Raw genomic sequence first — 13,275 nt, 5'->3', positions numbered from 1 at the left:
ACGAGGAGGACACTGGAGGCCGACTCTCAGTGTCCCGGCCCGGGGCTGACGCGCTGGTAGGTGCAGCGCCGGGTTCTCTGGGGGCCAGCCCGGTGTGGTGTGACGTTGTGTACGGGCAGTAAGTTGATCTTCTGAGACTCGTTCTCGGGGGGTGTGGCTCTGTGGCGGGTTGTTGCATCAGCCTTCGGATCATGGAGTTGCATTGCGGGCCTTTCCTGTGGATTTGCCGTCTGGAGTTCGGTACTGGACGGTCATCGACGACGACTTCGAGGTGGTGTGGGTCGCCGATCAGTGGCTGCGGTTCCTGCGGTTCGGTCGGAGCCGTGCCGAGCTGACGACGAAGGCGTACGCCGAGGGCGTGTCGCTGTACCTGCTGTGGTGCCGGGTCACTGGGCGGCAATGGCCCCAAGCGGCCCGGGACATGGGCCTGTTCATGGTCTGGCTGAAGTACACGCCGTCGACGCCGGACGGTGAACCAGCCTCGGTGGTGATGGGTCCCGGGGCCGAGCCGGCCCGGAGGGAACGGCGGATCAACGGGGTGCTGACCGCGGTGCGTGGGCTGTTGTCGTACGCCGTGTCGGTGGGCAAGGCGCCCCGTTCGGTGCTCGGGCAGATCTACGAGCTGGCCGACAGCCGGGACCTGCCGCTGGAGGCCCAGGGCGAGGACTCGGGGTTGACCTACCGCCTGCGGGCGGTCCACCGGGTGCAGGAACCGGAGGCGGAGGTGGACCGGGCCACAGACGACGAGTTGGTGGCGATGTTCCTTCAGTGCCGCAACGCCCGGGACCGATTGATCGTGCTGTTGCTCGGCCGGGTTGGGCTGCGCCGTGGCCAGGCGGCCGGCCTGCACCGCAGCGACTGTCACCTGCTGCCTGATTCACGGGCTCTCGGCTGCGACTACGAGGGCGCCCATGTTCACGTCCGGCGCCGCGACAACAGCAACCGGGCGTGGTCGAAGTCGAAGGAGGCGTGGACGCAGCCGCTGGACTTCCTGGTGGTCCAGGCGTTCGACCAGTACATCGACGAGCGCCACGAGATCCTCGGGGCGGGCGGCAGTGACTTCCTGCTGGTGAACCTGTTCCGTGAGCCGTTGGGGGCGCCGATGTCGCCGGACGCGCTGGGCGAGTTGTTCGAGCGCCTGGGACAGCGCGCGAAGCTGTCGCGGAAGGTCGGCCCGCACATGGCCCGCCGAGCTTTCGGCAGCAACGTCTCTGACGCCGGCGGGTCGTTGGACGAGGTGCAGGCCCTGCTTGGTCAGACACACCCGGAGTCCTCCAGGCCCTACCTGATTCCTGACCGGGCACGATTGCGCGAAGCGATCGAGCGCGTGCCCTCCCCGCGGGCTCTGCACGGGACGGGGGAGAAGTGACCGTGACGCCGTCGTCGCTGGCCCAGGAGCTGAAGGACCTGCGGACCGCGGAGATCATCGCCGCACTGGACGTAGACTTCCTGAGCCTGGTGAGCTGGGACTGGGACGTGCGGGTCGTCCGCTATCCCAAGAGCCACCCGGTGCTGGGCATGCCGGACTGCGAGATACCCGGCTGCACGAAGGGCACCCTGCTCGGCGAACCGGTCTGCATCGGCTGCAGGAACCGCTGGCGGCAGTCCGGGATGGCCTTCGAGGACTTCGCTACCGCCCCGAGGCCGGGCACGTATCACCGCTCGGACGGACAGACGCTCTGCCGGGTCCCGGGATGCCAGCGGCCGCCCCGACTGGTGACGCACGGGCTCTGCACGACCCACGGGAGCCGGTGGCTGACATCGTCCGAGCCGACCGTGGAGGGCTTTCTGCGGGCGGCGTGTGTGAAGCCGGAGCCGTAGGAGGACGTGCCCTCCACGCCGACGGCGGCGACGGTGCCGTGGGCCTGCAGGAAGGCGATCGCGGCGGCGTATCCGGCAGCCTTGGTGGGGAATTGGGCGTCGGCGAGGTGCCGGCCCCGGTCGGTCACCACGGCGACGTGGATGGTGTCGGCGTGCGAGTCCACCCCGCCGACCGCGATTTGGTCCCTCGTGTCCGCCGCCTCTGTGCCTGTCATGCTGGAGATGCCTTCCTTGCCGAAGGTAGCTCCGGCCGGAAAGGGCAGACAGGACAGTCAGGGGGCCTCTGGCCAGGCTCCTATGAGGTCATGCTCCGCCCGGCCGGAGCCCTGGGAACCGGGCCCCGGCGGTCGGACAGATCAAAGCAAGGACAGCCCAGCAGGACGTCAGTCAGTGATTGGGTCACGACCACCGGGGACCCGGATATCACTATGACTGTCGGTGATCGTGGAGATGGTCGTCTTGGACACCTCGGCGCCGTAGACCTCCTTCAGATGCGCGGAGATCTCGCCGTGGGTCAGACCTCGGGCGGACAGTGAGAGGACCATCTCGTCGACGCCGTTCAGACGCCGCTGCCGCTTCTTGACGATCTGCGGCTCGAACGAGCCGGCCCGATCCCGGGGCACCTCGATTTCCACCGGCCCGACGTCGGTGATCACGGTCTTGGAGCGGGTGCCGTTGCGGACGTTGCCGCTCTCGGTCCGTTCGTGCTTCTCGTGCCCGAGGTGATCAGTGATCTCACCTTCGAGGGCGGACTCGAGGATCCTCTTCGTCAGCTGCTGCAGCAACCCGCCCTCACCGGTCAGCTGGATCCCGTCGGCCTTCGCCCGGTCCACCAGCTGACTGATCAGCTGATCGTCCAGAGCGTCCGGTATCCCAGCGGGCTTCACTTCCTCGACGGCCTCAGCCGAGACGGTCACGTCTGTCATCAGGTGTCACTTCCTGTTCGAAGATCCACCGTTGACCGTACAGACCCGGGCCGGGAGTGGCGTTGCGACGGCCAAGGTGCTCGGGCGCTCCTCGTGGCACATCAGCCGCCAGTGCACGAGCGCGCTTGCCGCCTCGTGGACGGCCCAGACCCCCAGCGCCTCCTGGCTGTTGACGACCTGCCCGAGACTTGGCACGAACCGCCGCGCCACGCCCACCGAGTGCCGCCCCGCCTTCGGGATGACCAGCGGCCGCGCCACCCAGGCACGCGGCCGCAGCACCCGCTCCACGTACCGGCACAGCGCGGCCCGCACGGGCATCCAGTCTCACGTGGACGCCGAAACGAAGTGATGCAGGCTCTGCTCGGCCGCACCGCCCCCGACCTGGGCGGCGATGGTGCGCACGGTCTTGCGCCCCTGGGCCGTCAGCAGCCTGTACAGGTACTGTGCCCCCTTCTCGCGCTGGTCGGCACGCGGCAGCGGCGCGAACAGTTCGGCACACAGCTTGGCGACGGTGGCGTCCGGCACCTCCGGTTGAAAGCGTCGTACGGCGTTCACGGCAGTCATCTCCAGAACCTTCCTGACTCGGCATCCCCGCTCGACTCGGCACCCCCGCTGCCTCCGGAGCGGAGGGGGTGCTTTCACGGTGCGGTCGGCGGGGCCGCCGGGAACAGGTGAGCCGACCCCACACAACCGCCCGGCCACGCCGGTCCGGCCACCACGCACGAGCCGGCGCGGACGGAACACCGGTCACGGAACCGGGCGGGGGCCGGCGAGGGCGGTCCCGCGGGGCGGGACCGCCGGTTCGCGCGGTCTGTCAGCGCGCCGGTACCGCGGCCGACAACTGCTGCCGCAGGTCGTCGAAGAGCGCCACGTAGTCCTGGTCCGTCATGACCTGGCCGAACACGTAGTGGTCCGGACGGATCAGCACCGCGCGGGCGTCCGCACCGTCGAGGTAGGGCAGGTAGGTGCCGTCCAGGTCGGTCACGGCGTCCGTGCCCGCGGTCGTCGCACCGTCGGGGACGACCGTCATCACGCGGATGTCCAGCTCCTTGAGGAAGTTTTCGGCGCGCGCGTCGAGGAACGGACGGGGATCCTCCTTGGACAGCAGGATGAACCCGGTTCCGACGACATCGTCGAACAGCCCTGTCTCGGCTCCCCGCCGCACCCGGCCCTGTGGGCTGAGGCTGCCGGCCAGCCCCCGGCCGGCCGGCGCACCGCTGTGCCGCAGCAACCCGGTGCGCAGCGGGTGCACCGGCGCCTGCGGGGCGCCTGTGCCGACCCCGCGTTCCCGCGCTGCCATCATGGCCACGTCGCGGTCGGCCGCCGCGACCGGGTCGAGCTGGCAGATCACCTTCCCGAGATCCACCGACATGCGGATCGCGTGCTGCACGTGCCGGACCCGTTCGGCAACGTAGGTGTCGAGCACGCCGGCGTCGGCCTGGCCGCGCAGCACCAGGCCGAGCTTCCACGCCAGGTTCGTCGCGTCCCGGATCCCCGAGCACATGCCCTGGCCCGCGAACGGCGGCATGACGTGGGCGGCGTCGCCCGCGATGAGCATGCGCCCAGACCGCCACCGGTCTGCCCACCGGGACTGGAATGTGTAGACGGCGTGCCGCAGCAGGGTCGCGTTCTCCGGCGTGAGCTCGAACGTCTTGAGCAGCCGCCAGGCGCTCTCCACGGTGTCCAGCTCCTCGACCGGTTCGCCCTTGAGACGCATGAACTCCCAGCGCCGGTGGCCCGGTCCGGCCGAGGCCGCGGTCCGCGGCCGGGCCGGATCGCAGATCTGCAGGTTGTTCGGGTCGAAGACGCGCGGCTCGCGCAGCACGACATCGCAGATCAGCCAGTCACGCGAGAACCCCAGGTCGTGCATCGTGGTGCCGATGCACTCGCGGACGAAACTGTTCGCCCCGTCGCAGCCGACCAGCCAGCGGGCCGAGAGCACCCGCCGCTCGCCCGCCCGGCTCACACAGGTCAGTTCGACGTGGCTGCCGTGGTCGGTGGCCTCGACCGCCTCGTGCCCGCGGAGCACGCGCAGTGTCGGCAGCTGCCTGCCCCGCGCGGTCAGCGCGCTCTCCAGCCCCGGCTGGAACATAGAATTCGAGTCGGGCCAGTGGCACCAGCCCCTGGGCGACCCCTGGATGTCCAGCAGGATCTTCCCATCCGCGTTCTGCCACACGTACCGGCCCGAAGGCTCGGTTTCCTGGGCGATGTACTCCGCGAGTCCCAGCGAGGCCAGGATGCGGGCCGCCTCACTGTCGAAGGCGACGGCCCGGGACAGCGTGTACGGTTCGGGCCAGCGGTCCACCACCGTCACCTGCCAGCCCTGCCTGGCCATCAGGATCGCCAGCGTCTGGCCCACCGGGCCGTCGCCGACGATCAGCACGTCCGTGTCCACACCCATGTCAGGCCGCCCTCTCAGGCGTCCTGGAGCAGGACGTGCCGGATGACGGCCTGGTACTCGTCGTTCTTCGCCAGCACACGCGTCTCGTCCCGGCCGTCCTCCGCCCTGAGGTACCGCCGCCCCACCAGCAGCAACTGGCCGGTCTCGTAGGCGCGGCCGTAGATCAGAGTGCCCGCCGCGATCATCTCGCCCGCCCAGTGCCAGAACGGGTCGTCGTTCTCCCCGCGGGAGATGGCCTTCCACTCGGCCAGGTCGCGCTCCTCCAGCGTGGAGCGGTAGACGGCCAGCCACTCGCCGCCCCGCACGCGCCGCTCCAGCACCAGGTGGGCCCCGTCCTCGACGACCCGGTAGTCGAAGCCGAACTGGCTCTGCACCTCCTCGGACACCCGCACCGGCTCGATGAACGAGGGGCCGGCGAAGCCGACGTCGCTGAGCCAGAGGTCGTCGCCGATGCGGACCAGGTTGAACATGTGCTCCAGATCGTGGCCGAACTCCCCGTTGGCGCCGCGCACTCCCGAGGAGACGACCGTGACGTCGTAGCCGAGTTCGGTGAGCACCGCGCGGAAGAGACCGCTGTGCTCGTGGCAGATGCCGCCGCGCCGCTGGGTGATCAGCGCGTCGAAGAACACGTCCGTCCCGGCGTCCACGTCGTCCCATATCGCCAGCCCCTTGGCGGCGTTGCGGGAATTGTCGAACGGCACGGTCATCATGTGCTTCTTGTGCAGCTCACGGAGGTTGTCCGCGGTCGGCTCCAGCGTGCCCGTGTAGCCGATGTGCTTCAGGTACGTTCCAAGGTCGAACATGTCTGGTTCCGCCTCCGGGTCAGTGGCTGTGGGAAGTGAAGAGGAGTTCGTCCAGGTGCTCGGCGAGCATCAGGGGCGTCGGGTGGTCGAAGAGCAGCATCGGGGTCGTCTCCAGGCCGCAGAGACTGTTGATGTTGTTGCGGACCTCGACCGCGGTCAGCGAGCTGAAGCCGACGTCGAAGAAGCCGGTGTCCTCGCCGAACTCGTCCGTGGTGTCGTGACCCAGCGCGGCGGCGGCCAGCTCGATGACGAGGGTGACCAGCTCCTTCCTGCGCTCCTCGGCGGGCCGCCCGGACAGCCGGTCCACCAGGGACTGCCCCGGTGCGTCAGGGCCCTCCTCGGCCGTCTCCTGCGGTGCGGCGGTCAGGTCTTCCTGCGGCATGACGGTCCTCTCCAGCCAGTAGCGTTTGCGTTCGAAGGGATAGGTCGGCAGGGGGATGTGGCCCCGGCCCCGCCGGACGGCGAGGTCGTGCCCGCGGACGTGCAGCCGGCCCAGCGCGAGGAGCACCGACAGGGGCTCGTCGTGTCCGCGGCGCACGGCCGGTATCGTCTCGGCAGGCGCCGTCAGGACCTCTCGTGCCATCCCGGTGAGCGTGTCGCCGGGCCCGGCCTCCAGGAGGGTGCGGACACCGTCGGACTCCAGGGTGCGGACCATGGCGTGGAACCGGACGGCCGCGCGCACGTGCCGGACCCAGTACTCCGGCGTCACGAGATCGTCCGCCTCCGCGAGCCGCCCGGTGATGTTGGACACCACCGGGATCCGCGGCGCCGAGTAGGTCAGCCCGCGTGCCGCCCGGCCGAACTCCTCCTGCATGGGTTCCATGAGCGGCGAGTGGAAGGCGTGGCTCACCCGGAGCCGCTTCGCGCGGTGGCCGCGGGCACGCAGCCGCTCGACGAGGCCGAGCAGGGGCTCCTCCGCCCCCGACAGCACCACCGAGGAGGGCCCGTTGACCGCGGCGATGCTCACTTCGTGCTCGTGCCCGGCCAGCAGTTCGGCGACCTGCTCCTCACCCGCGCCCACCGCCACCATGGCACCGCCGGCGGGCAGCGCCTGCATCAGTGAGGCACGGGCCGCGACCAGGGCGGCCGCGTCGCCCAGCGACAACACCCCGGCCACATGCGCCGCGACCAACTCTCCGATCGAGTGCCCGGCGAGGATGTCCGGCTCGATCCCCCACGAGGCGAGCAGCCGCACGAGGGCCACCTCGTAGGCGAACAGGGCGGGCTGGGTGAACTCCGTCCGGTCCAGCAGCCCGGCCCGCTCGGACGCGGGGTCCGCGAAGATCGCCTCCCGTACGGAGTGCGGCAGCCGGGCGTCCAGCTCCTCGCACACCGCGTCGAATGCCTCCGCGAACACCGGGTACCGGGCGTGCAGTTCCCGGCCCATGCCCGGACGCTGACTGCCCTGGCCGGAGAAGACGAACGCGAGCGGGCCCGGGGTGACCTTGCCGGTCACCACGCGGGGATGCGGCTTGCCCTCGGCGAGGCGCCGGGCGGCGACGAGCAGTTCCTCACGGCCGGTACCGACCAGGACGGCCCGGTGCTCCAGCGCGGCTCGGTCTGTCGACAGCGCCCGGCCGACGGCCGCCGTGTCCAGCTCCGGGTGCGCGTCGACGTGCGCCGCCAGCTGCCGTGCCCGGGCGGCCATCGCCGTGGACGTGCGGGCGGACAGCACCCACGGCACGGCACCGTCCCGGTCCGGCTCCGGATCCCCGGAGGGCTCGGACGGCGGAGCCTCTTCGATCACGACATGGGCGTTGGTCCCGCTGACCCCGAACGCCGAGACGCCCGCCCGGCGAGGCCGCCCGGTCGCGGGCCAGGGCCGCGCCTCGCGCAGCAGCCGCACCGTTCCGGCCGACCAGTCGACGTGCGGGGTCGGCTCGTCGATGTGCAGCGTCCGCGGCAGCACACCGTGCCGCAGCGCCAGCACCGTCTTGATCACCCCGGCGACGCCGGCGGCGGCCTGGGTGTGGCCGACGTTCGACTTCAGCGAGCCCAGCCACAGGGGTTGCTGCGGACTCCGCCCCCGGCCGTAGGCGTTGATCACGGCCTGTGCCTCGATGGGGTCGCCCAGCCGGGTGCCTGTGCCGTGGGCCTCGACCGCGTCGACGTCCGCGGCGGTGAGGCCGGCCGCGTCCAGGGCCTGCCTGATGACCCGCTCCTGGGACGGGCCGTTGGGCGCGGTCAGGCCGTTGGAGGCGCCGTCCGAGTTCACCGCGCTGCCCCGGACGACGGCCAGCACCGGATGGTCGTTGCGCTGCGCGTCGGAGAGCCGCTCCAGCAGGAGCAGGGACAGGCCCTCGGACCAGCCGGTGCCGTCGGTGGCGGCGGCGAACGCCTTGCAGCGGCCGTCCGGCGCGAGCCCTCGCTGCCGGGAGAACTCGATGAAGGTGTTCGGCTGGGCCATGACCGCCACACCGCCGGCCAGCGCCAGATCGCACTCGCCCGAGCGCAGCGCCTGGGCGGCCAGGTGCACGGCCACCAGGGACGACGAACACGCCGTGTCCACCGTCACGGACGGCCCCTCGAACCCGAAGCAGTACGAGACCCGGCCCGAGACGAGGCTGCCGGCGACGCCGGCGCCCTGGAACCCCTCGATCTCCGCGGGCGTGTGCGTCAGACCGGTGCCGTAGTCGTGGTACATGACGCCGGCGAACACGCCGGTCCTGCTGCCGCGCAGGGACGTCGCGTCGATCCCGGCCCGCTCGCACACGTCCCACGTCGCTTCCAGGAACAGCCGCTGCTGCGGGTCCATCGACAGCGCCTCGCGCGGCGAGATGCCGAAGAACCTGGCGTCGAAGTCACCGGCGTCGTGCAGGAAACCGCCCTCGCGGACGTAGCTCTTGCCGACGGCCTCCGGGGACGGGTCGTAGAGGCCTTCCACGTCCCAGCCGCGGTCGTCGGGGAAGGCCGTGATGCCGTCACCGCCCGCTTCCAGCAGCTCCCACAGGTCCTCCGGGGAGCGGACACCGCCGGGCAGCCGGCACGCCATGCCGACGATCGCGATCGGTTCGCTCGCCCGGGCGGCGACCGCGGCGAGCTCCCGCCGCAGGCGCTCGGTCTCGAGCAGGGAGGCGCGCAGCGCTTCGACGACCGTGCTGTCGTGCGTGTTCATGCTCTTCTCCGCATCATCGGGTGACCGTCAGCGACCGCGCCGGCTCAGGGCCCTGGCGACCAGGTTCTCCACGCTCATGGTCGAGATCTCGTCCTCGGTCTCCTCGTCTGAGGAGTCGGCGGGCACCGGTGCGTCGGCGAGCTCCGCGAGTTGGAGCAGCGGGGACAGCACGCCCAGCTCCCGCAGCCGGTCCAGCGGCACGGACGCCAGCACGCTGCGCAGCCGCTGCTCGCGGGCCTCGTCGACGACGTCCACGTCCACCGGCTCCGGGAACAGCCGGTCGTGCAACTGCTGGGCGACCAGGGCGGGATTCGGGTGGTCGAAGACCAACGTGGCCGGCAGCCGGACCCCGGTCGCCGCGGCGATCCGGTTGCGCAGCTCCACCGCGGCCAGCGAGTCGAAGCCCATCTCCTTGAAGGACCGCTCCGGCTCGATCGCGTCCGCCCCGGCGTGGCCGATCGTCTGCGCGGCCCGCGTACGGACCAGCTCGACCAGCCGGCGCAGCCGCTGAGGCGGTGTCAGCCGCGCCAGTTCCCGGGTGAGGGAGTCGCCGGACGCCTGCTCCCGGCGCGCCGTGGGACGCCCCCGGGGAACCAGGCCGTGCAGGACCGCCGGTGTGGTCTGCGACCGCTTCAGCGCGGCCAGGTCGAACCGCGCCGGAACGAGCGTCGTGGCCGGGGAGCGCAGCGCCGAGTCCAGCAGCTCCAGCGCCCGCTGCGCGGGCAGCGGCAGCACGTACCGGTCGCGGGAGCCCTGGCCACCCGCCCGCAGTTCCTTCGTCATCTCGCTGTTCTGCTCCCACAGGCCCCACGCCACCGAGACCGCCGGCAGGCCGAGCCCGCGCCGGTACGCGGCGAGGCCGTCCAGGAACGCGTTGGCGGCGGCGTAGTTGCCCTGGCCGGCGCTGCCCAGCGTGCCGGCCGCCGAGGAGAACAGCACGAAGGAGGCCAGGTCGGCGCCCCGGGTGAGTTCGTGCAGGTGCCACGCCCCGTCGGCCTTCGGCAGGAAGACGGTGTCCATCCGTTCCGGCGTCAGGGCCGTCACCACACCGTCGTCGAGCACTCCGGCGGTGTGGACGACGCAGGTGAGCGGATGCTCGGCGGGGACCGTCGCCAGCAGCTTCGCCACGGCCTGCCGCTCGGAGATGTCGCAGGAGGCGATCGTCACCGAGGTTCCGAGCGCGGTCAGCTCCGCGTGCAGCTCGGAGGCGCCCGGGGCGTTCGGCCCGCGCCGGCTCGCCAGCAGCAGGTGCCGGGCGCCGTACTCGGTGATCAGGTGCCGGGCCACGAGCGCGGCCAGCGCGCCGGTGCCGCCGGTGATCAGCACGGTGCCGTCGGGGTCCAGCACCCGGTCCCGCCCGGCGGGGGCGAGCGGACCGGGCGGAACGGCACCGGCCCGCGTCACCCGGGGCACGCACGGCGTTCCCGCGAACAGGGCCAGCTGGGGCTCGCCGGTGGCGACGGCACGCGGCAGCAGCGCACGGGGGCCGTCGTCGACGGCCGCGAGCACGAACTCGCCGGGGTGCTCGAGCTGGGCCGAGCGGACCAGGCCCCATACGGCGGCGGCCGCCGGGTCCCGCCGGACATCCCCGGTCAGCACCAGCAGCGGATCCCCGCCAGGCTCGGCCAGATGCTCCTGGAGGGCTTCGAGCGCGCGGGCGCCGAGTGCGCGCGCCTGCTGCACGGACCCGCCGGCCACCGGTCCGGTGAGATCCAGGACGTGCTCGAGCGGCGGCACGTCACCGTCGGGGAGCGGCACCGGCACCCACTCCTGGGTGAACAGCCGGTCGTCGGACCGGCCGGCGGCGACCTGCTGTGGGTCGACCGGCCGCGTGGCCAGGGAGCCGACCGTGGCCACGGGCGAGCCGGTGCCGTCCGCGATGTCCACGCTCATCCCACCGTCGGCGGTGCGCACCCGCACCCGCAGCGCGGTGGCGCCGGAGGAGTGCACGGCGACCGATTTCCAGGCGAACGGCAGTACGGTTCCCCGCTCGTCGGGGCCCGCTGCGACCGCCCCGGCCTGGAGTGCCGAATCGAGCAGCGCTGGGTGCAGGAGGAAGCCCTCGACTTCGTCGCCGGGGAACTCGGCCTCGGCGAAGACCTCGCCCTCGCGCGTCCAGACCGCCCGCAGCCCACGGAACAGCGGACCCAGGGCCAGCCCGCTCTCCTCCTGCCGCTCGTAGAAGTCCGCCGGCGATACGGGCTCCGCTCCCGTCGGCGGCCAGTCCCGCAGCTGCGCACCGGCCGTCCGGGCACCGGACAGGAACCCGGCCGCGTGCCGCGTCCACCCGGCGTCCGGGGCCGCGTCGGGCCGGGAGTGGAACGCGACCGGCCGCAGCCCGTCGGCCCCCTCCTCGCCCACGGTCACCCGCACCTGCAGCGCGCCCTCGCCGGACAGCACCAGCGGTGCCTCGATCACCAGCTCGTCGACGGTGCCCGCCCCGACCTCGTCCCCGGCCCGGACGGCCATCTCCACCAGGGCGGCCCCGGGAACCACGACGGATCCGCCGACGACGTGGTCGGCGAGCCACGGATGGGACGCCGTCGACAGACGGTGGACGAACACGACGCCGCCCGACTCGGGAAGCGTGACGGCCGCGCCCAGCAGCGCGTGCCCGGTGGGCTCCGCTCCCAGGGCGCCGAGGTCGGCCGTGCGCACCGGCTCCAGCCAGAACCGCCTGTGCTCGAACGGGTAGGTCGGCAGCGGCACGTGCGCCCGGGGCTTCGGGGACAGCGCGGCCCAGTCGACGGCGTGACCGCGTACGTGAACGCGGGCCAGCGCGGTGATCAGCGACCGCAGCTCCGGCTTCCCGCGCCGCAGCGCCGGAACGGCGTCGAGGGCGTCGCTGTTCTCCCGTACCAGCGCGGTGAGCGTGTCACCGAACCCGACTTCCACGACCGTGGTGACGCCGTGGCTCTCCAGGGTCCGTACGGCGGTGCTGAACCGTACGGCCGCCCGGGCGTGCCGGAGCCAGTAGCCGGCACTGGCGAGGTCAGCCGGATCGGCCAGGTCACCGGTGACGTCCGACACGACCGGAATCGACGGGGCGGAGTAGGTCAGTTCCGCGGCCACACGGCCGAACTCCTCCAGCATCGCGTCGATGTGGGGGGAGTGGAAGGCGTGGCTGACGGTGAGCCGCTTGGTGCGGTGCCCCTGCTCGCGCAGCCGCTCGGCGAGGGCGAGCACCACCTCCTCGTCACCGGAGAGCACCACCGACTCCGGTCCGTTGACCGCGGCGATGTCCACGGCGGACTCGTGCCCGGCCAGCAGCGGCCGCACCGCCTCCTCCCCGGCGCCGACCGCGACCATGGCACCGGTGGCGGGCAGGGCCTGCATCAACCGGCCCCGCGCGGTGACCAGTACGGCCGCGTCGGTGAGGGAGAGGACGCCCGCGACGTGCGCTGCCGCGATCTCACCGATGGAGTGCCCCACCAGAACGTCCGGCCGTACGCCCCACCGGGCCAGGACCCGGGCCAGCGCCACCTCCACGGCGAACAGGGCGGGCTGGGTGTAGGCGGTGGTGTCCAGGAGGTCCGCGGCCGGCGTACCGGGCTCCGCGAACACGACCTCCCGCAGCGGCACGGTCAGGTGATGGTCCAGCTCCGCGCAGATCTCGTCGAACGCCTCGGCGAACAGGGGCAGGTGCCGGTGCAGCTCCCGCCCCATGCCCAGGCGCTGACTGCCCTGCCCGGAGAAGGCGAACGCGAGCCGGCCCGGTCCTGTCCGTCCCGTAATCACGGCCTCGGAGGCCGTGCCGCCCGCGAGCGCCCCGAGCCCTTCCAGCAGCTCGTCCCGGTCCGCTCCGACGATCACGGCGCGGTGGTCCAGATGGGCCCGGGTGGTGCTGAGCGCGTGGGCGATACCGGCGATGTCGGCCGTGTCGGCGTCCTTTGCGGCGCGCACGTGGTCGGCCAGGTGCCGGGCCACCCGGGTGAGGGCGGTCGGCGTGCGGGCCGAGACGGTCCAGGCGACGACGCCGGGTACGACGGTGATGGCCACGCCCGGTTCGGCGGCTTGCGCGGCGGGTTTTTCGACGGGTTGACCGGTCTGTTCCTGGGTGGGTTCTTCGGGGGGTGCCTGTTCGAGGATGACGTGGGCGTTGGTGCCACTGGCGCCGAAGGCGGAGACGGCGGCGCGTCGGGGGCGTCCGGTCTGCGGCCACGGCCGCGACTCGGTGAGGAGCTGGACGGTGCCGGCGGTCCAGTCGAC

At 72.2% G+C, this 13,275-nt stretch carries 6 protein-coding genes and 2 pseudogenes; 1 reads left to right on the top strand and 7 read right to left on the bottom strand.

Features of this window, described 5'->3' with window-relative positions; all coding sequences use genetic code 11:
* The first annotated feature begins 217 nt into the window (after window positions 1-217).
* A complete protein-coding gene (locus tag ACIP4X_RS34580; RefSeq protein ID WP_401352293.1) occupies window positions 218-1,369 on the top strand; it encodes a tyrosine-type recombinase/integrase in 1,152 nt (383 codons plus the stop codon).
* Window positions 1,370-1,655: 286 nt separating this feature from the next.
* Here the strand turns inward: ACIP4X_RS34580 and ACIP4X_RS34575 are convergent, their stop codons facing one another.
* The 7 genes and pseudogenes from ACIP4X_RS34575 to ACIP4X_RS34545 all read right to left on the bottom strand — a co-directional run.
* Window positions 1,656-2,036: a transposase gene (locus tag ACIP4X_RS34575; RefSeq protein ID WP_391460295.1), complete on the bottom strand. Its 381-nt coding sequence runs from the start codon at window positions 2,034-2,036 to the stop codon at window positions 1,656-1,658.
* A gap of 219 nt (window positions 2,037-2,255) precedes the next feature.
* Window positions 2,256-2,708: pseudogene (locus ACIP4X_RS34570) on the bottom strand (transposase); the annotation flags it as partial.
* 45 nt (window positions 2,709-2,753) lie between these two features.
* Window positions 2,754-3,311: pseudogene (locus ACIP4X_RS34565) on the bottom strand (transposase).
* A 250-nt stretch (window positions 3,312-3,561) separates the two neighbouring features.
* Entirely contained in the window at window positions 3,562-5,148 is a 1,587-nt protein-coding gene (locus ACIP4X_RS34560) for a bifunctional 3-(3-hydroxy-phenyl)propionate/3-hydroxycinnamic acid hydroxylase (protein ID WP_401352290.1), read from the bottom strand.
* A 14-nt stretch (window positions 5,149-5,162) separates the two neighbouring features.
* Window positions 5,163-5,951 (bottom strand): arylamine N-acetyltransferase, encoded by a 789-nt coding sequence (locus ACIP4X_RS34555; RefSeq protein ID WP_401352287.1) that lies wholly within the window; start codon window positions 5,949-5,951, stop codon window positions 5,163-5,165.
* Window positions 5,952-5,970: 19 nt separating this feature from the next.
* A complete protein-coding gene (locus tag ACIP4X_RS34550) occupies window positions 5,971-9,021 on the bottom strand; it encodes a type I polyketide synthase (RefSeq protein WP_401352320.1) in 3,051 nt (1,016 codons plus the stop codon).
* 72 nt (window positions 9,022-9,093) lie between these two features.
* A partial coding sequence (locus ACIP4X_RS34545; RefSeq protein WP_401352284.1) for an SDR family NAD(P)-dependent oxidoreductase occupies window positions 9,094-13,275 on the bottom strand: 4,182 nt, incomplete at its 5' end.

Origin of the sequence: Streptomyces sp. NPDC088817 (genome assembly GCF_044750345.1) — a bacterium.
GTDB lineage: Bacteria > Actinomycetota > Actinomycetes > Streptomycetales > Streptomycetaceae > Streptomyces.
This window is presented reverse-complemented; position numbering and strand designations above follow the sequence as displayed.

Coding starts and splice junctions, on each gene's coding strand:
- ACIP4X_RS34575 (WP_391460295.1), bottom strand. CDS start 2,036: ATGACAGGCACAGAGGCGGCGGACACGAGGGACCAAATCGCGGTCGGC.
- ACIP4X_RS34560 (WP_401352290.1), bottom strand. CDS start 5,148: ATGGGTGTGGACACGGACGTGCTGATCGTCGGCGACGGCCCGGTGGGC.
- ACIP4X_RS34555 (WP_401352287.1), bottom strand. CDS start 5,951: ATGTTCGACCTTGGAACGTACCTGAAGCACATCGGCTACACGGGCACG.